General features: G+C 38.6%; 14 protein-coding genes and 1 pseudogene. 8 read left to right on the top strand and 7 right to left on the bottom strand.

Translation table 11 applies throughout. The annotated features are described in order from the left end of the window. Nucleotides 1–249: 249 nt before the first annotated feature. Nucleotides 250–1,683: pseudogene (locus tag MSMAS_RS01800) on the bottom strand (IS66-like element ISMma14 family transposase). Nucleotides 1,684–1,834: 151 nt separating this feature from the next. On the opposite strand from MSMAS_RS01800, the gene MSMAS_RS01810 reads away from it, so the two are divergent. Continuing rightward, nucleotides 1,835–2,317: a TspO/MBR family protein gene (locus MSMAS_RS01810; RefSeq protein WP_015411483.1), complete on the top strand. Its 483-nt coding sequence runs from the start codon at nt 1,835–1,837 to the stop codon at nt 2,315–2,317. A 239-nt stretch (nt 2,318–2,556) separates the two neighbouring features. Here the strand turns inward: MSMAS_RS01810 and MSMAS_RS01815 are convergent, their stop codons facing one another. From MSMAS_RS01815 to MSMAS_RS01840, 6 genes are all read right to left on the bottom strand, one after another. Continuing rightward, on the bottom strand, nt 2,557–2,784 hold the full coding sequence (locus MSMAS_RS01815; protein ID WP_011032912.1) for a DUF1059 domain-containing protein: 228 nt from the start codon (nt 2,782–2,784) through the stop codon (nt 2,557–2,559). 145 nt (nt 2,785–2,929) lie between these two features. Further along, on the bottom strand, nt 2,930–3,238 hold the full coding sequence (locus MSMAS_RS01820) for an Hsp20/alpha crystallin family protein (RefSeq protein ID WP_011032911.1): 309 nt from the start codon (nt 3,236–3,238) through the stop codon (nt 2,930–2,932). 67 nt (nt 3,239–3,305) lie between these two features. Then, nucleotides 3,306–3,605 (bottom strand): Hsp20/alpha crystallin family protein, encoded by a 300-nt coding sequence (locus tag MSMAS_RS01825; RefSeq protein ID WP_011032910.1) that lies wholly within the window; start codon nt 3,603–3,605, stop codon nt 3,306–3,308. Between the two features lie 233 nt (nt 3,606–3,838). Further along, entirely contained in the window at nt 3,839–4,267 is a 429-nt protein-coding gene (locus MSMAS_RS01830; protein ID WP_011032909.1) for a hypothetical protein, read from the bottom strand. A gap of 76 nt (nt 4,268–4,343) precedes the next feature. Beyond that, complete coding sequence (locus tag MSMAS_RS01835) at nt 4,344–4,691, bottom strand: P-II family nitrogen regulator (RefSeq protein WP_011032908.1); 348 nt, start codon at nt 4,689–4,691, stop codon at nt 4,344–4,346. A gap of 2 nt (nt 4,692–4,693) precedes the next feature. Then, entirely contained in the window at nt 4,694–6,103 is a 1,410-nt protein-coding gene (locus MSMAS_RS01840) for an ammonium transporter (RefSeq protein WP_048037700.1), read from the bottom strand. A gap of 706 nt (nt 6,104–6,809) precedes the next feature. Between MSMAS_RS01840 and MSMAS_RS01850 the strand changes: the two genes are divergently transcribed. From MSMAS_RS01850 to MSMAS_RS01885, 7 genes are all read left to right on the top strand, one after another. Further along, nucleotides 6,810–7,799: an ATP-binding cassette domain-containing protein gene (locus MSMAS_RS01850; protein ID WP_011032906.1), complete on the top strand. Its 990-nt coding sequence runs from the start codon at nt 6,810–6,812 to the stop codon at nt 7,797–7,799. Next, nucleotides 7,796–8,629: an ABC transporter permease gene (locus MSMAS_RS01855; RefSeq protein ID WP_011032905.1), complete on the top strand. Its 834-nt coding sequence runs from the start codon at nt 7,796–7,798 to the stop codon at nt 8,627–8,629. Before MSMAS_RS01850 ends, MSMAS_RS01855 begins: the two co-directional genes overlap by 4 nt. 3,872 nt (nt 8,630–12,501) lie before the next feature. Next, on the top strand, nt 12,502–13,206 hold the full coding sequence (locus MSMAS_RS01865) for an ABC transporter ATP-binding protein (RefSeq protein ID WP_011032903.1): 705 nt from the start codon (nt 12,502–12,504) through the stop codon (nt 13,204–13,206). Nucleotides 13,207–13,232: 26 nt separating this feature from the next. Beyond that, the gene (locus MSMAS_RS01870) at nt 13,233–14,477 is read left to right on the top strand and encodes a COG1361 S-layer family protein (RefSeq protein ID WP_011032902.1); all 1,245 of its coding nucleotides are present in this window, start codon (nt 13,233–13,235) and stop codon (nt 14,475–14,477) included. A 46-nt stretch (nt 14,478–14,523) separates the two neighbouring features. Continuing rightward, nucleotides 14,524–15,738 carry an ABC transporter permease gene (locus MSMAS_RS01875; protein WP_011032901.1) on the top strand — a complete coding sequence of 405 codons (1,215 nt, stop codon included), beginning with the start codon at nt 14,524–14,526 and terminating at the stop codon, nt 15,736–15,738. 420 nt (nt 15,739–16,158) lie between these two features. Further along, the gene (locus MSMAS_RS01880) at nt 16,159–17,040 is read left to right on the top strand and encodes an ABC transporter ATP-binding protein (protein WP_011032900.1); all 882 of its coding nucleotides are present in this window, start codon (nt 16,159–16,161) and stop codon (nt 17,038–17,040) included. A 148-nt stretch (nt 17,041–17,188) separates the two neighbouring features. After that, nucleotides 17,189–18,445: a COG1361 S-layer family protein gene (locus tag MSMAS_RS01885; RefSeq protein WP_015411472.1), complete on the top strand. Its 1,257-nt coding sequence runs from the start codon at nt 17,189–17,191 to the stop codon at nt 18,443–18,445. Nucleotides 18,446–18,616 lie beyond the last annotated feature (171 nt).

Consider the following 18,616-nt stretch of genomic DNA (forward strand, 5'->3'; position numbering starts at 1 on the left):
TATCTGATACTATATATAATTTACTACAAATCCCGGATCTAAGATACTTTAGAAACCCGGTCAGAACTCGCAAACTATAAAATTATTTATGGCTTCATCCCCACTTACTGTATATATTTCAATATCCTGTATATAAATTTCATTCCAGATGAGATAGATCCCTCAATAAAGTTTAAATTTCAACTTTCTATCTCTAAAAGTTTGTTAAAACTCTTAAATACGCAGAAAGAGAAAGTTAAACGTAACTGCTCAGAGTATAGTTAACGGCGCTCCTATGAGCGCCGCACGAATACCCTCTAAAACAGGTAAACCGTTCTTTTTTCCTGTAGAAATGTACGCCCTAATTCTGCAGAAAGCTTGCGCTCCCATTGCTTTTCTGAAAGTTCCCGATATTTTCTGCTGTAGTTTCATCATCCTGATATCTCTTTCTGCCTGATTATTATCAAATGGAACTTTCAAATCTGTCAGGAATCTCAGAATCTTTTCTTTGTGTTCTATAAACCTATCCAGCAGATTCCTTGATTTTGTTTTTGGATTTTTACCGCGTTTTCCCTGTTTTTCAGGATTTAGAGAATGCGGATTTTCTTCAAGCGCTCTAATGATAATTGCATCAAACCTTTCTTCCAATGCTTTAATTTGCTCAAAATCAGGTTCTCTTAATTGCTCTTTACACTCATCAGTGTATTTCTTCATCTCAGTGAGCAGTTCATTCATCTCTTTAGCCCATGTCTGTTTATAGTTCTCTTCAATTCCTGTAAGTTCTCTCTGTAAATGAGCGTTACACAGAGCATGATCACAATCATAAACGTTGTAAGGTTTCCATCCATCATGAACTGCTACTCCCTTAAACTTCGGAAGAATTCCCATAGCATCTATTGCTTCTGCTCCTCTTTTTGTATGAGCAAAATAACATGTGTATTTTTCATTAGAAGCTACATGAAGCCAGTGTCTTTTTCCTTCAATCTTCATACCAGTTTCATCAAAATTGATTACAGGCGAGGCTAATAACTTCTCTCTAATAACGTTTTCAAATTCCTCTAAATTCTGGAAACATTCTCTTTCTGCTCTAATTATCGTAGCAGGACAGATTTTTATTCCCATAATGTCTTCAAATAACTCAGAAATTCTATCATAAGGAACAAACTGGTAATTTTTACAGTAAATAGCTGAAGCTAAAATATTAGGGCCATACTGAACCGGATATTTCACTGATTCGGGAAAAACGGCTTTATTCAACTTTCCACAACAAGGACAGGTTTTAATCTGACTTTTATGTTCTGTAACAATTAGATTTACGGGAGGAATGTCAAAGACCTGTCTTCTCTCATAAGCTTCAACTTCAACATTCTCAAGGGTAGATCCGCATTCTTTGCAGCAGGTCAAAGAATGTTCTATTACCTACTCAGGATGATCAACCATATCAAGAGTCGTGCCTGGATGACCTTCCTGACCTCCAGGTTTCTTCCCGCTTGGTTTACGCAGACTCTTGGGATTAGGTTTCTCTTTGACAAAATAATCAGTAGAAGGAGGTCGACTGCTGTTACGACTGTTTTGATTTAAACGAGATTCTAAGGCTACAAGTCTTTCAGTGAGTTCTTTAACTTGAGATTCTAAACTCTCAATGTAAGCTACAATAATTTCAGGATTTGAAGCACAGTAAGAAAGAATCTCATCACGTTTCATAAAGCTAAAAAGGAATCATTTTATATCCAATTTTTCCTCGGAACGAGGAAAAATGTGTAGCCTCGTTAAGGCTACCTGAATAGTTACAGTTAAACTTTTTTAACCTCAGTATTAATGAGCTTTGAAGTTCAATATATCATTGAGGTCATATATGTTTCAGAGAATAAATGTTCCCAGATTACTGGCTTGTATAATAATCTGCCAGCTTGCAGGAATAATCGGATCTGTATTTACATCTTCTTCCCTTGATACCTGGTACATTTTTCTTGAAAAGCCATCTTACAACCCTCCTTCCTGGGTCTTCTTCCCTGTCTGGACCACACTTTACACACTAATGGGAATTTCCCTGTACCTTGTTTGGGAAAAAGGTCTGCAGCATAAAGAGGTCAAAACAGGTGTTTTTCTCTTCGGATTACAGCTGGTACTTAATACACTCTGGTCCCTGTTATTCTTTGGGTTAAAGTCTCCTTATTATGCCTTTCTTGAGATTCTCGTTCTCTGGATTGCAATTCTGCTGACTATAATCCAGTTCTGGAAAATTTCAAAATCTGCTTCCCTTCTCCTCGTCCCATATATACTCTGGGTTAGCTTTGCAGCTCTGCTTAATTACCAGATCTGGGTTCTCAATTCATGAATGCATATCTCTATCAATAGTTCCCTTCCCACCAGCCATCTACTTTTTTCTACCCACAGCTCCTCACAAATAGCATCTGTATTAAAAATAAGTATTCAGTACAGGACAATATCTCTGAAGGGATTTATTTCTGGGATCAACCTGCTTCATAAAATGAGTTCTGAAAAAATATATGAATTCTGAAAAAAAGATTATATCCGGAGAATCCGGGTGAACTTCAAGGCAGAATGAGATTTGAGTTAAAAGGAATCATCAGTATGGAGGGCACCGCAACCGCAGCTTCTTCCTAACAGAGTTGATACTCGATGTCTGAGGTGGTGAATGTCGTCCTCTGACATCCTTTCAAGTTCTTGTTTATGTTCTTTTTCTATATGGTCAAACATGGCCTGTTCTACTTCTTCAAGTTCATTCCCGGCAGCCATAAAGTTGCATCTGAACCCCAGATCGCCGCACTTAACAATTTTCATAGCATCTCCTCTCGCAGAATAATTTCTTAAAATAGACTTTCAAAATAGGTTCATTCGATTCAAATTAAATATAATAAAAATTGATTGGATATAAAATTAAGTCTTTCTGTTTTTCTCTTTATGCGAAATTTCTGGTATCAACTTTTTAATCTACATGAATGAATCTTGCACAGGTGAAACCTTCTTTGTAAGGAACCTTTATCGTAAGCATTCCATTATTGTTCGCCGCAACAGCTTTTTCCGGGTCTACAGGTCCGTCCAGGAAAAAAGATCCCAGATATTCAACTGTTTCACTGAAAGCTTTTATGTAAAAGCTATTTTCATGCATCATAAGAGTTATATTCTCGTCCTTAACATCCGAAAGTTCAACCTCTATAGTAAGCTCTTCCCGTCTATCGTCATGATACATCGCTATAACTGGAGTTTTTATTATTCTGGGCACGGGATTTTTCATTGAATACTCTCCCCAAAAATCTTGTAGCTTGATGACTTCAAACTTGCTGTCATTTTAAATGTGATATTTATTCTATTTTGACATCAACTGCCTTTTCAAAAGGCTGCTGATATGGCACATTGACTTTGAGCACTCCATTTGAATAGGTTGCAGTAGCTTTCTCAGGGCTTATAGGGCAGCATACTGCATAGCTGTCAGTATACTCAACTCCTTCTTTGGTCGCTTTTACATAAAAACCGTCTTCTACAACCTTAAAAGAAATGTTTTCTTTTTCTACGCCCGGAAGAACTACTTCTATCTTCAAATTTTCATATGTCTCGTCAGGATACGCACAGATAGCAGGTGATAATCTTAAAATCTCAGCCATAACATTCCCCAGATAAAATCGCCTATTAAGATATTTATATATATCTTACATATTTATTTCACTTCAGTCCGGGTCTTTTTTTTATAAACACAATGAGCCAGGTATGTTAATGAGACACAACAGAGCCAAGTATGTTAATGAGACACGAGACATCGCGTGTTCATGAAAATAAATTGAATATAGAAAAGTATTGAAAGATTCTTTTACAAAGAATCTTTATATCTGGCTCCTTTTCAGAGTTTTATAATCCCGAGGTCAAGGCTCAGGGATAGAACAATTGCTATTATCGAGAATAAAAATATTACATAGTAGTTTGCACGCTCTTTTGAAACTGAAAGGCTCCAGAGAAGATATTCCAGCCCTTCAAAGTCCTGGCATGAAAGTTTCTGCCTGATTCTTATTTTTTCAAGCAGATTCAGGTCTCTAATCACAGCAAACCTTCGTCTTGCAACGCGATATCTGTGAGCGAAGAACCAGAGGTAACCTGTTATTCCCAGATACCATATTGCTTTTCCCCAGAAAACACTGTAGTAGTCAGCGATAATTATACCCCTGAGCAGGACTGCAGAAATCAGCCCTACCCAGAAATACAGATTAATTACGGGCATACCGTACCCGTGTGGAATCTCAAATTTCGAGCTTTCTGATTTTAGTTCGGTCATCGTCTATCTGCCTTATTCTTTAAGCGTTTCTTTGTTCAATGGTAAATAATGTAAATGAGAATAAAGAGGTGCCTGGTTACAGGGCATCTCCGTTCCTTTCTCCGGTTCTTATCCTGACCACGGTTTCTATCGGGATTACGAAGATTTTTCCGTCTCCGATTTCTCCGGTATAAGCTGTACTCTGGATAACCTGTATTATTTCTTCGATCTTTTCTTCCGGCACAACTATTTCTATTTTAGTTTTTGGAAGAAGGTCTACACAGTATTTTTTTCCTCTCCACTGCTGTACGATCCCTTTTTGCTGGCCTCGCCCTTTGACATCGGTAACTGTCAGGCTTGCGAATCCTGCTTCTTCCAGGGCATCTTTTACCTGGTGCAGTTTCAGGGGCTTAATGATCGCTTCTATTTTGCACATCCTGGTCATGTTTATTCCTCCCTCATCAGATACTCGGGATACGCTCTTATTCCGTGCTCACAAATATCAAGGCCCATAATTTCTTCTTCTTCGGATACCCTGAGTCCTATTACGGCATCGAGGATCTTGAAGATTATAAATGATAATCCAAAGCCCCAGACAATGGTTATCAGAACTGCCACTAGCTGGATAAGAAGCAAACTTACCCCTCCTCCGTAGAAGAGTCCGGGAACCGCGGCGGCATACGAAGCGTCTGCAAGGATGCCGTTTCCTATACCTATCGAGAAGAGCCCGACAGAGATCAGACCCCAGGTTCCACAGTATCCGTGTACGGCAATTGCACCTACCGGGTCGTCCAGTTTAAGTTTGTTCTCGTTAAACATGACACCTGCATAGATGATTATCCCGGCAATGATTCCTATTGCTATGGCTCCCCAGTTCGATATCGAGCCACATGGGGCAGTGACTGCCACAAGCCCTCCGAGAAGACCGTTTGCAGTAAGAGATGGATCTGGTTTTCCGGTTTTCATCCAGGTAATTGCCATAGTTGTGACAGCTCCAACAGCACCTGCCAGGAAAGTATTGACCACTACAAGGTTCATGTAAGGGTCGTTTGCGTTAAGGGTGCTCCCTCCGTTGAACCCCAGCCATCCGAGGGCGAGGATCAGAGTTCCGAGGAAAGCAATGGTCAGGTTGTGACCTGGAATCGGTATGGCTTTTCCATCCCTGAATTTGCCTATCCTTGCACCTACAAGGAGTACGCCTGCAAGGGCAGAATACCCACCTATCGAGTGCACCACTCCGGAACCTGCAAAGTCATGGTGTGCCACTCCTATTGCTTTTACGATCGGGCTATCGGCTCCGCTCAGGAGAGCCGTGTCAGCTCCGCTCCATACCCAGTGCCCGTATATTGGGTAGATTACTGCTACCATCAGGACACAGTAAACAAGGTAAGCTTTGAAGTTTGTCCTCTCAGCCATTGCTCCTGAAACTATAGTTGCGCCTGTGGCTGCGAATACCATCTGGAAGAACCAGCTGTTCCAGGTTGCGTTATCCGCACCTGCCAGGAAGAACTGATCAGTCCCTATAAGTCCTGCCGCATCAGCTCCATACATAACTCCCCAGCCCACTGCCCAGTAGACGAGAATGCCGAGAACTACAGTCATGAAGTTTTTCATCAGGATATTGGCTGTGTTTTTACTCCGGGTAAGGCCGGTTTCTACCAGCGAGAAACCCGCATGCATAAAAAATACCAGTCCGCTTGCTATAAGCAGCCATAAGAATGTAAGTGTAGTTTGAAGCCCTTCGATTGCTTCTGCATTTTCTTCTGCCGTTACAGCAAGTGCCGGTGAAGACAGCACTATAAATATCATACAGATTACTATCAGCAGTTTTTCTATCTTCTGTACATTTTTTGACATACCGTTCTTTGCCTCCTTTTTTCCATCGGCAACCGGTAAGTGGTTGTAGATCTAATATTATTTATAATTTTCTATTAGGCGCACGGCAAGTTAGTGTAAAAGCAGATTTCAATTCCAAAAATACAGGTTCACAAACAGTTTGTTATGTAAAATAATGAGCTCTGAGCCCAACTTTTCCGGATATTTATGAACTTTTATTCTACTCGTAACAGTTTTATCAGTACTTTTAAAGATCTTTCTAATTACCTCATCTGGAAATACTTTATCTGGAAACTCCTTCTGGTTAATAGACAATTTTTGCAATATTTAAATTCACTTCACGATAAATTCCATGATATAAAGATTTCTTTTTCTTATTTATAGTCCCTATTTTAATAGTAATCAATCGGAAAAAAATTGTTTTTTGAAAAAGTAAAATCAGGAAAGTTATCAAGCATTGAATTCAGGAAAAGAAAAGGATTTAACAGAATCTTAGATCATTTTAATGTCATGAAACCAGAAAAGAATGAGCCTATAGGAAGTTAGTTTAGAATCAATATTTCCTAATTATATAAGCGTACTGAGAGACAACTACTTGTGTAAAACTATCTAGATATTTATCCGAACTTAATTGTTTCAACAAATTTATAACTCTCTTGTCACTCGGAATTTGGGGTTAAATCAGGGTGATGGGGTGCATTAATTCATCAGGGAAGGGGGGTTACAGATGACTGCAAATGTCATAGAAGTAAATAATCTTGAGCACTCGTATGGCTCTGTAAAAGCTGTTGATAATATCAGCTTTTCAGTAAAAGAAGGGGAAATATTCTCATTTCTAGGTCCAAATGGTGCGGGCAAGAGTACGGTAATCAATATTCTCACAACACTTAGAAAAATCCAGAAAGGGGAAGCCCGGGTTAATGGATATGACGTGGCAAAGGAGGCAAAATCTGTACGAAAATCTATAGGTATTGTTTTTCAGATGCTTTGCCTTGACCATGAAATGACTGTATGTGAGAATCTCGAATACCACGGTAAAATATATTCAATGCCAAAAAATGAAAGAAAAAAGCGTATAGAAGAGCTCTTAATACTAACTGAGCTGGAGCATAAAAAAGATACTCTGGCAAAAGATCTTAGCGGTGGTATGAAGCGAAGGCTTGAGCTTGCGAGGGGATTGATGACAAAACCTGCAGTCCTCTTCCTGGATGAGCCCACAATAGGTTTTGATATCCAGACAAGAATGAGAATGTGGGAATATTTGAGAGAGATTAAGAGAGAGGGCACTACGATATTCCTTACCACTCATTATATGGAAGAGGCCGACCAGCTCAGCGACAGGATCAGTATAATAGATCACGGGAAGATTATTGTAACCGGAACTGCAGACGAATTAAAGAACAAGCTCGGTAAAGATCTTATTTATCTGGAAACCAGTGATAATAAAATTGCTGCAGATATTTTAAGGGCTATTAAATCAGTAAAAACCGTAACCGAAGATACAAAATCGCTGAGAGTTATGATAGGAGAAGACGTTACTCACGTACTTCCCCAGATCATAGAACAGATCAGAAAGGCAGGGTTAGAAATCACGACCGTGAATATAAAGAAACCTTCAATGGATGACGTTTTCGTTCACTATACCGGACATGGTTTAAGGGAAGGGGAACCACAGGAAAAACCCGAAGGAATAGAGGTCCTGGGGGCATCTGAATGAACTTTGAATTCCGTGCAATATACTGGAGAGATATGGTAAAATTCTTCAGGTACAAGTCCATGCTATTCAGTTCGTTAATTCAGCCTGTAATGTGGCTGGCTTTTTTCGGGCTTGCAATGTCAGATAGTTTTGACCAGCTGACCTCTCTTATTCCTCCTGTTGAAGGAGTCCGAAACGTCAGTTATCTCTCTTATATGGGGGCAGGAATCATTGCCATGGACGTATTGTTCAGCAGCCTTTTTGGTGGAACCAGCCTTATGTTTGATAAAAAGTTTAGTCTGCTGAGGGAAACTCTTGCAAGCCCGGTTCCCAGAGTTCACATTATTCTAGGTGTCGGGCTTTCCGGTGTGACAAAAGCATTTATTCAAACTGCCATGATAATAGGATTTGGGAAATTGATTGGAATGGATTTCTTTACAGGGTATACACTTGCCGAAACGCTTTTCGCAATGGCAGGCATTTTCCTACTTGTAGGGATTTTTACTCTGGGTTTCCTTTTCCTGTCCGGCTCCATTGCTATAACCATAGAGAACCCTGAGGGAATGCAGTCTATACTTACCCTGCTCAGTATGCCCCTTTTCTTTGTAAGCAATGCGTTATATCCGGTTGATGCTTTCCCTAGTTTTCTGAAGTTTCTTTCTATGTTTAATCCACTGACCCTTCTGGCAAATGGAATCCGCTATTTTGCTTTAGGGGACAATTTCTCTGTAATAGGTAATCACTACATTTACACTGCAACAGACATAGGCGTGTCTTTCCTGGGCCTTTTATTCTTTGCCCTATCAATGCTAGCCATTTCACTCTGGAGGTTCAATAAAGTAGACGTATAAATATTTACAAAATCTTTTTTTCATTTTTTAGTTGCCATATTGTTTGCAAAATGATAGTTTTAATCTGTTCTATGGTATTTTTATCTTTTTTTGATATCAACGTTCTCTTCTTTAAAAAGTTCCATAGTATAAAAGCAGGTTATTCAGTCATTGATTTTGAGATTATTTCTGGGTTTTTAACCCCTTCTCTAAGTTTTGGTTTTAAGGATAAGCGGAGTCTATATTTAAGAAGCGTTTCTGTTAAGACGTCAGTTTCTTGTTAAGCGGGTCAGGGAATAATACCTGAATACTTTTCTTAAATTACTTCATTTCTACCATTTCAGAACAGAAAGCAGTACAATAAAAAGCAGAATAATAAAAAGCAGAATAATAAAAAGCAGAATAATAAAAAGCAGAATAATAAAAAGCAGGACATTAACAAGTCAAAAGCGGTCACAATATTAAATATAATTGTAATGAAAAACAGAATTAATGAAATCTGTGTGGATTAAGAAAGATTTCTTTAAGCACAAGAGTTTCTTTCTTAAGAGTTATGTAGAAAACCTATCTAAATCAGCTATATGAGGCTGAAAATTATTAAGTAAAAGCATATAAAGCCACTCGGTTCACATTAATGGAGATTCTTTATTTCAGAGGATATCTGCAGAGCCTTCTTAAGTATGCTACTAATATATTCCCGGCAGTAACATATTTCTGGCAGTAACATATTCCTGGCAGTAACATCACGAGTTACAGCTTCTTCCCGGAAGCTGATAATAAGGACACATATGAGAAGTAGAACAGCTGAAGATGCTTATTATCTGATCCTGAAAATCAGAGGGCTCTGAAAATCCTAATTGGTTAATAAGAATTAATTAAAGTCTTTTTCAGGAAACTTTGCCTTAAAAGTATAATTCAAAAATTATAATTTTTATATTTGATTTTTTCTTAATCTTTATGAGGTTCTTCTTAATACCTCTGTCTTCTTAATTCCTTTGTTACTTATCATAATTTCAGGAATTTTCCTTCAACTGGAATAAATCCATATTTTAATTTATTGACTCAGGAGGAAATTGTTAATTGAAATGGATTTATTCCGGCTGAAGCTCTTTACTCACTTTACTTCCCAATCTCTCTTATACCAGTGTTCTTGCCTGCCTGTTGCCAGTGAAATAATGAAATAGTATGGATACTACTGCTGTTGAATATGTCTATAAGCCGCACTATTTCATTATTCAAAGGCCAATCTGTAGACATCTATGACTCATTACCTGTTGAGGGTTCCATAACCGCTCATCTGTAATATTTTCAAATGTACTATTTCTAGGTAAAGACTTATCTTTGTATAGTTTAAATAGAGAAACATATAATTCCCTCCACTCCTAAAACACTTTTATCTTTTGTTCAAAACCATCCCCTTAGAGCTCATCTCAAACTAAATTTATTCTGGATTATATATTATATACTATTATCAGGGTTATTTTTTCTTATCCGAAACTTGATTGGTTCTCCAACTCTAAACCTTAAAGAAATAAATTAGAGTTCTGAGATCAGCCCTTGAAATCACACTGAATCAAATTTTGAGTAACTTCTTAGCTTTCTTCGCCAACCCCCTCTTGTACTTTATATTTGCGGAGATCTGTTTTACTCTCAAAGGCGTGTTTTGGTACAATACATATTAGACAATTGTAGAGATATCCAGCTAAAAAGATTAAGATACTTAATCTTTTTTAATCCCCTCTCCAGATAATCCATATTTAATTAAAGACGATATTTTGATATTCTTTCTTTTTTAAAATTGGATAATCCAATTTTAGGAATTAAAAGAACATCAATATACAGGTATATTATGAATTTATATATAATGTGAAGAACATCTACTCCTTACAAAAAGTAGTCTTTAAGAATTTGGTCACAGAATGTCTCCCCAGGTTAAGTAATTATCATGCTCATGCCCCTCTCTCCTTTTATTAATCCCCTGAATATTTGAACATAAATCATGTAAAAATATTTTAATGTTCGAAAAGCATTCTCTTTTTTTAAAATGATGATCTTTTAAATGTACATTCTGATTTTATTCATATATTTTATCTCATATCTGGATGAACACATTCAAAGGTTAATACAGAAATGAAAACGTAAATTTTTAAAAAAATAGTTAATATGTAAAAAAGTAATAGTTATATATTTATTTTTTAAAGACAAAATTGCCTGAGAAACAGGCAACTTTGTACATGTTATTTTTACGGTTTATTAATTCTGCTGCTTAATTACATACAGTAAAAGAACTTGAGGACGGTGGATTTGTAGACGATTTCGGTGGTCTTATAGAAAATGCTAAGGATCATATCTTTCACTCCATTCTTTTCCTTTATTTTGTTCATTCCCCGTTATACACTCTGCAATGGACTCTGAGTACACAACTCCTTTAATAGCCCTTGCAGTTCCCCCTTATAGCTCAATTACATACAGTAAAAGAGCTGGAAGACTGTGGAATTGTAGACTACTGATACAGTCTTATAGAAAATGCTAAGGATCATATCTTTCACTCCATTCTTTTCCTTTATTTTGTTCATTTCCCGTTATACCCGCTCTATCGGGCCCGGAGCACATAGCCCCTTATAGCCTGGTAGTTTTCCCATCATAGCTCAATTACATACAGTAAAAGAACTTGAAGACGGTAGATGTGTAGGCGATTTCTACAGCCTTATAGAATAAGCTGAGGAACATATCTTTCACTCCATTCTTTTCTTTTATTTTGTTCATTCCCGTTATACATCCGTCTGCAATTGGTCCAGGGATTCACTGCACTCCCAATTGCCCTTTATGACTTTCTTTGCATCCCGGTTATATCCGGTAAATGAATCTTACACAGGTTGCTTTGCAAATCTATACATTCATATCTTATATCGGCTGAATCTGGATTTGAACTCAGATTCAATCTATCGAATTCGATTAGAAGCCGAAGAACATTCCCAGGTTGAAGTTAAATATGAGCTGAAGGAATGTATCAAGGTTGATTATAAAGCCGAATGGCATATTGGTTTCCTCCTTGTTTGTATTGTTTCAATACCGATGCCTATGTATACTCTTTTGAGTAACACTTCTTCGAAAAGCTTGCTTAAAGCTTTCTTTACCAACCCCCCCATAATGTTACTCTGCCAGCCACTCACAGAAATTATTTTTGGAAATTTCTGTTCTATTTAAATTTACAGTTCTAATTTCTAAGTGGCAGTGAGCATACTTAGCTATATATATCAGCTTATATAAATTGAATAGAACTAGACATCCTTACAAATCATAGTTCTTAAAAATTTAGATAAAATGTATTGGACAACTAATTATATATTTTTTACAATTATAAATGGTGGACGTTTATTAAAGTTCTGAATTTTGAATAAATATTTTTCTGCTCCTCTCTTATTTCAGGACAACTTTTTGAAACTGACCTCGTCAGCGATCACAGTTTTCTATTTGACATATGTGCCTTGAATCCTCCAGGAAAAGGGCTTAAAATTCCAAATCTATGACCTGGATAAGAATTTAAATTTCTGCAAACCTTTTGTTTTCAGAAATAACCTGTAAATTCTCTATTTTCTGCTGTCAAAAGTTACTACTGTTTTTATTTCCGTTTTAATAAGAAAGACTGATCTTAATGATCTGTTGAAGAGTCCAAAACAGTGGACTAAATGCTTACTTTAAGAATTAAGCTCCGACACCCACGCTGGAAGACATAAATAATGAACTGTTAGATATTGACTCCAACTTTATAAATAAATTAAGAGAGCATAGGTTAAAATGGACTTTCTTACATAAGGAGTAAAAAAACAATTGAGATTATTTTATGTAATTTTCTTTCTGATCATATCTCAGTAATCATTGGGGGGAGGGATGTGAACATTAATGAAAATAGTTTACCTGATGATAAGTCGCCTATAGTTGAGGTTTCTAACGTCAGGAAAAGTTATATGCTTGGGAAGATGGAAGTCCCTGTACTTTCAAATATTTCCCTTCGAATCGAAAAAGGAGAATTTCTCGCGATTGTAGGCCCTTCAGGTTCTGGAAAAAGCACTCTTATGAACCTTATAGGCTGCCTTGATAGGCCTACTGAAGGTCAGGTCCTTATAAAAGGAAGAGATCTGGATGGGATGTCCGATGAAGAGCTTGCCCGCCTCCGGGGGCTTGAAATAGGTTTTGTTTTTCAAACATTCAATCTGGTCCCTCGATTGACCGCTTTCGAGAATGTTTTGCTTCCTACTTTTGCTAATTCAAGGAGCACAGATCCGCAAAAGCGTGCAAAGGAACTTCTCAGTATTATGGGACTGAAGGACCGCATGCGCCACAGGCCTGGAGAGCTTTCTGGGGGTCAATCGCAGAGAGTCTCAATTGCAAGGGCACTCATCAATGATCCTTCAATTCTTCTTGCGGATGAACCGACTGGAAACCTGGACTCGAAAACAGGCTTTGAAATCCTTAACATATTTATGGATTTAAATAAGGACGGAAGGACAGTCGTAATAGTTACACACGACCCCGAGATCGCAAAATTTGCTGATAGGGTCATCCTGGTAAAAGATGGAACAATTCAATATAATTAATTAAACGATAGATAAGGTGGGAATATATGGGGTTAATTAAAGAGCGTATTATTGCAACTTTTTTTTCTTTACTTCTAGTTGCCTCAGTTTTTGCATGTCCGGCTTCTGCAGCAGTGGGAAGTGCAAACCTGAAAGTAACGATCGTTGAAACAAATCCTTATCCTGCAAAAATAGGAGAGTATCTTACCCTGAATATACAGGTGGAAAATGTCGGAGGAGCCAAAGCGGATAACATTGATATTGAAGTAGTCCCTGAATTTCCTTTTTCTCTTGACTCTAAGGAAAATGCCCGGCAGAACATCGGAGCTCTCAATCCTGGCAGGACTGCTACAAAAGAGTTCTATCTGTTTGTTGATAAAAGCGCCAAGAAAGGAAGTCGTTCTATAGACATCCGTACGAGAACGAGCCCGAATGATCCATGGAGTGAACAATCTTTTGATATAAGAGTAGGCACTGAGACATTTACCAGCAAAGGCACTGTCGAACTTGCAGAGATCGTCTCGTCCCCTGAGGTCTTTATGCCAGGAGATGAAGGTACTGTCACAGTAACTCTTAAGAATACCGCAACTGCGGCTACAGTTAGCATCGATGGAAAAGATTACGATACCAATGCAAGGATTCAGGCTGCAGTTTTAAGGCCGTTGTCTGATGGAATTCGTGTTCAGTACGCTCCCTATTACGAAATGGGACTTTTGGGGCCGGGAGAAAGTATTAAATTGACTTTCAATATCGAGGTTGAGGAAGATGCTAAAGAAGGAGTTCACAACCTTGAACTTGATATCGAAGGAAACTCTTATGACTATAACAGCCGGAAGAATATCCCGCTCAAAGTTGACTCTTCAAATATTAAGGTGATTACTTCAAAACCACTTGAGCTGGTAAATGGTCAAGCTATAGTAGAGTTTGACGTAGCAAACACTCATCCAAACGAGCTAAACTCTGTCAGCATAAGACCTGAAGCTGAAGGTCTGAAATTTTATCCTGCAGAATACTTCATAGGACCTATGGACCCTGATGAACTGTTCACCATAAAATTTGATGCTGTCCGGGACAATTCTTCGGGATCTGACAATGAAGACTCAGAAGGCATAAATATGTCTGTTACTGCAAGCTATAATAATGGAATTAACAGACACGAAAATGTTGCAGGTAACCTGGAATTTGCAACTGACTCTTTGCCTTCTGAAGGAAACTCTACAGTTGCAATTGCGGGTGTTATTGCAGTCATTTTTATCCCTGCAGCTGTTCTCCTGTATAGAAGAAAAAAATAATGAGTGAATGAAGGCCTTCTAAATGTCATATTTGCGGGGGTAAAATATGATACAATTTGTACAGGCGGCTCACATTGCTTCAGGAAGCATACGCAGCGCCAAGCTTCGGTCTGCACTCACGACACTCGGAATAGTGATAGGCGTCGCAGCAGTAATTATAAACGCATCCCTAGGTGCCAGCTTTAATCAGTTCTTCACTGATGAAGTTTCCTCAGTGGGCTCAAACTTTATAATTGCATATAGCGATCAGCCAAACCTCTTCTATGATAGTGAGCTTGAAATTATTAAAAACACTCCCGGGATTTTAGGAGTTTCTCCCAGGAAGACGGTATCCGGAGAGATCAATTACCTTTCTGATGTTAAAAGCGTGAGCATTGTGGGTGTAAACGGAGATTTTCAGGAAATCCAGGGAATCAAAATGGAAGAGGGCAGTTTCCTTACAGATAAGGATATTTATTCTGCTGTGCTCGGGTATGATCTTGCGAAAGAGGAATTTGGCAGGAGTATTTCGCACAGGAGCAGTGTTGATATTGCTTTCCGGCAGGAGGACGGCACGCTTGTAATAAAAAAATTCAAAGTAAAAGGGATTCTGGAGGATTCAAAAGAAACTATTGTTGGAGGGGATGGCAGTACAGACATGATAGTCTATATCCCTATCTCGACCATGAATGAGATGACTGGGGAAAAGGACTATGGAGCCTTTTTTGCGATGGCAGAAAGTTCTGAAAACATCGGCAGTATTTCGAAAGACGTGGATAAAAGACTTGCCCGAAGCTTCGGAATTTCTGAAAGGGATCTCAACAATGAAGACGCGAAGCCTTATACTGTATTCGATCAGGCAGATGTCCTAGAAGAGACCGGTGCACTGGGAAAAGCTTTGAGCACTTTTCTGCTTGTCCTTGCTTTAATTTCACTGTTTGTAGGCTCAATAGGAATAATGAATATCATGCTTGTTACGGTCACTGAACGCACAAGGGAGATCGGTATTATGAAGTCCGTAGGTTACAGCAGTTCCAATATTTTGTCCCTTTTTTTACTGGAGTCAATAATGGTCAGCTCTCTCGGCGGGCTACTGGGTACTGCTATAGGAGGTTTTGGAGCCTATATCCTTGAAGAGGCACTTAAACTTCCGCCGGTTTTCCCTTTCAAGTTAATCGAAATCGGAATTCTTATTTCGGTTCTCGTGGGAGTGGGCGCGGGATTGTACCCTGCAAGAAAAGCTGCAAATATGAATCCTGTAGATGCCTTACGATATGAATAAGGGTCTTTTAAGTTTGAAGGAATGACCCTTATTCTTTCAATATTTTTTACCATCTCTATCTTTTTCTTCGAGTTTTTTTCTACTTTTAATCCCGTTATATTAAATAAGTAAAATGACTTTTAATATCCTTTGTTTACAGTACTTTTACTGATAAGCTCATCCCAAAACCAATTTTATTCTCAAATCAATGAAAGTTTCAGAATTACAGCTCGCGATCCGAATCTTGATTGAATATCCTGAATTCGAGATTGTGAAAAGCAATTTTGAATTTTGGGATCAGCCCCTTAACTGGAAAAATTGGTTTTCTCGATATTATCATGAACTCGAATACCGATGAAAAACACTTATAGCTAATAAATACTGATGTCTTTAAACGAATCCATATAATAACTTCAAAGTTGGACAAACAGCGGAGTAAACATGAATTCCAAAACAGCTGATCATGAAGTTTCTTTTCCCGATGTTTCCTCTCTGGAAACAGACGCTAGAGATGAAAATAAGGAAAAGTTGTTTTCGGAAGAAAAACTTTCTTATAGTGAAACTTCTGATACAGAGTCCTTTAAATGTGAGTTGCCCCATTCTGGTCAATCAGGCAGTAATGGTAGAGGAAAAAGTCAACCTGGGCCTCCAGTAATAGAAGTCATAAACGTCAAGAAGAGTTATACCCTGGGAGATATGGAAGTTCCCATTCTCAGTGATGTTAACCTTACAGTATATGCGGGGGAATTTCTTGCTATAATGGGCCCTTCAGGTTCTGGAAAAAGCACACTTATGAACCTTATAGGCTTTCTTGATAGGCCTACGGAAGGAAAAATCCTGATTAAAGGCCGTGATATTATTAAACTATCTGATAAGGAAGTTGCCAGGCTCAGAGGGCTTGAAATTGGTTTTATTTTTCAGACGTTCAATCTAATCCCGAGGCTCACAGCCCTTGAGAATGTTGAGTTGCCCACCTATGCTAACTCACGAGAAGGTGTGGATACGCGCAAAAGGGCAAAAGAACTTCTTGATATGGTCGGGCTTGCGGACCGCATGCACCATAAACCCGGTGAACTTTCCGGAGGACAGTCGCAAAGGGTAGCCATTGCCAGAGCTCTTATTAATGACCCGGCAATCCTTCTTGCCGATGAACCCACAGGAAATCTGGACTCTAAAACAGGCTGTGAAATTCTTGGCATGTTCGCCAGACTTAACAAAGACGGCAGGACTATTATAATGATAACTCATGACCCAGAAATTGCGAAATATGCTGACAGGGTAGTACTCGTAAAAGACGGAATAATCCAGAGCAATACAGAATAAACAGGATTAATTTTGAATCTTCTATACATTTTGAAATTCAATGTCAAAATACTAATAATCTGGATATATAAAAATAGTCAAGATAGATATGAATAATCAGAACTCCCGGATTATTTTATCTGCATTAAGCTAATCAGGATGAGTTAAAATGGAACGAATAAAGACGCCGACTGCCTCCATTATTATATTTTTACTTTTAGTTTCATCCATTATTGCGACACCTGCATCTGCATCGACTGCCGGTGCTAATCTGAAGATTACAATAGTCGAAACAAATCCTTATCCAGCAAAAATAGGAGAATATCTGGACCTCACAGTTCAGGTAGAAAACGTGGGCAGGGATAGGGCAGAAAACGTTGATCTCGAAATAGTTCCTGAATATCCCTTTTCCCTTGATTCCCAGGAAAATGCCGTGCAGAATATAGGGTCTCTTGCTCCTGGTAAATTTGCATCCAGAGAGTTTCATCTTTTCGTGGACAAGAACGCTCAGAAAGGGGTCAGGTCAATTGATGTTCGTGCCCGAATTAATAATAACAGCCCATGGAGTGAGAAATCATTTGATATAAGAATAGGTACCGAAACATTCGACAGTAAAGGCACTGTCGAGCTTGCAGAGATTGTCTCATCCCCTGAAGTCTTTATGCCCGGGGACCGGGGCACTATTACAGCAACTCTTAAAAATACTGCAACAACCCCGATTGTTACTATCAGTGGAAAAGATTACGATACCAATGCGAGGATCCAGTCTGCAGTTTTAAGACCACTTTCTGACGAGGTAATCGTCCTTGATGCTCCTTACGGAGAAATGGGCCTTCTTGGTCCGGGTGACAGTATCAAACTGACATTTAACGTTATGGTCTCTGAGGACGCTAATGAGGGAACGCACAACCTCGAGCTTGCAATCGAAGGCAACTCTTTTGATTACAATAGCCGGAAGAACATTCCCCTTGAGGTTGACCCCTCAAATGTAAAGGTCATTCCTTCAAAGCCCCTCACGCTGGTAAATGGCGAAGCTACTGTAGAATTTGATGTGGCAAATACTCACCCAAACAGTTTTAACTCTGTTAGCATAAGGCCTGAAGCTGAAGGTGTAAAGTTTTACCCTGTCGAATATTTTATCGGACCAATGGACCCTGACGAGCTTTTCACAATAAAGTTTGATGCTGTGGCAGACTCATCTCTGGATAACAGATGGGAAACTTCTGAACCTATAAACCTCAGTCTCTCCGCAAGTTATAGCAATGGCATTAACAAGCATGAAAATCTGGTAAGTAATCTTTATATTCAGCAGACTAGGGAAAACCAGGGAAGTAACTCCGGTATGATTCTACTTGCCCTCGTGCTTGTCGCCCTTGCCACTGCAGGTGTGTTCTTATATCGAAAAAAACAGAGTAAAAATAAATAAGTAATCCGGAAGCATTCCGGTAACTAGCTGCTGATGCCTGCAGTTAAATTGTCACTTTTTAATCAGGCATCTTCCTCTGGATCTCCATCCTTAAAATAGAGGTTTTAATCCAGGCCCGTATTTAATGAAAGTTATATATTTTCAATTTTCATCTTCACTTAATAGTTCTGT

It is taken from the genome of Methanosarcina mazei S-6 (assembly GCF_000970205.1).
Taxonomy (GTDB): Archaea; Halobacteriota; Methanosarcinia; order Methanosarcinales; family Methanosarcinaceae; genus Methanosarcina; species Methanosarcina mazei.

Bases quoted from the DNA above. Each gene is read 5' to 3' on its own strand.
- MSMAS_RS01875 (WP_011032901.1), top strand. From the start codon at position 14,524: ATGATACAATTTGTACAGGCGGCTCACATTGCTTCAGGAAGCATACGC.
- MSMAS_RS01830 (WP_011032909.1), bottom strand. From the start codon at position 4,267: ATGACCGAACTAAAATCAGAAAGCTCGAAATTTGAGATTCCACACGGG.
- MSMAS_RS01810 (WP_015411483.1), top strand. From the start codon at position 1,835: ATGTTTCAGAGAATAAATGTTCCCAGATTACTGGCTTGTATAATAATC.
- MSMAS_RS01820 (WP_011032911.1), bottom strand. From the start codon at position 3,238: ATGAAAAATCCCGTGCCCAGAATAATAAAAACTCCAGTTATAGCGATG.
- MSMAS_RS01855 (WP_011032905.1), top strand. From the start codon at position 7,796: ATGAACTTTGAATTCCGTGCAATATACTGGAGAGATATGGTAAAATTC.
- MSMAS_RS01870 (WP_011032902.1), top strand. From the start codon at position 13,233: ATGGGGTTAATTAAAGAGCGTATTATTGCAACTTTTTTTTCTTTACTT.
- MSMAS_RS01880 (WP_011032900.1), top strand. From the start codon at position 16,159: ATGAATTCCAAAACAGCTGATCATGAAGTTTCTTTTCCCGATGTTTCC.
- MSMAS_RS01825 (WP_011032910.1), bottom strand. From the start codon at position 3,605: ATGGCTGAGATTTTAAGATTATCACCTGCTATCTGTGCGTATCCTGAC.
- MSMAS_RS01885 (WP_015411472.1), top strand. From the start codon at position 17,189: ATGGAACGAATAAAGACGCCGACTGCCTCCATTATTATATTTTTACTT.
- MSMAS_RS01850 (WP_011032906.1), top strand. From the start codon at position 6,810: ATGACTGCAAATGTCATAGAAGTAAATAATCTTGAGCACTCGTATGGC.
- MSMAS_RS01815 (WP_011032912.1), bottom strand. From the start codon at position 2,784: ATGAAAATTGTTAAGTGCGGCGATCTGGGGTTCAGATGCAACTTTATG.
- MSMAS_RS01840 (WP_048037700.1), bottom strand. From the start codon at position 6,103: ATGTCAAAAAATGTACAGAAGATAGAAAAACTGCTGATAGTAATCTGT.
- MSMAS_RS01835 (WP_011032908.1), bottom strand. From the start codon at position 4,691: ATGACCAGGATGTGCAAAATAGAAGCGATCATTAAGCCCCTGAAACTG.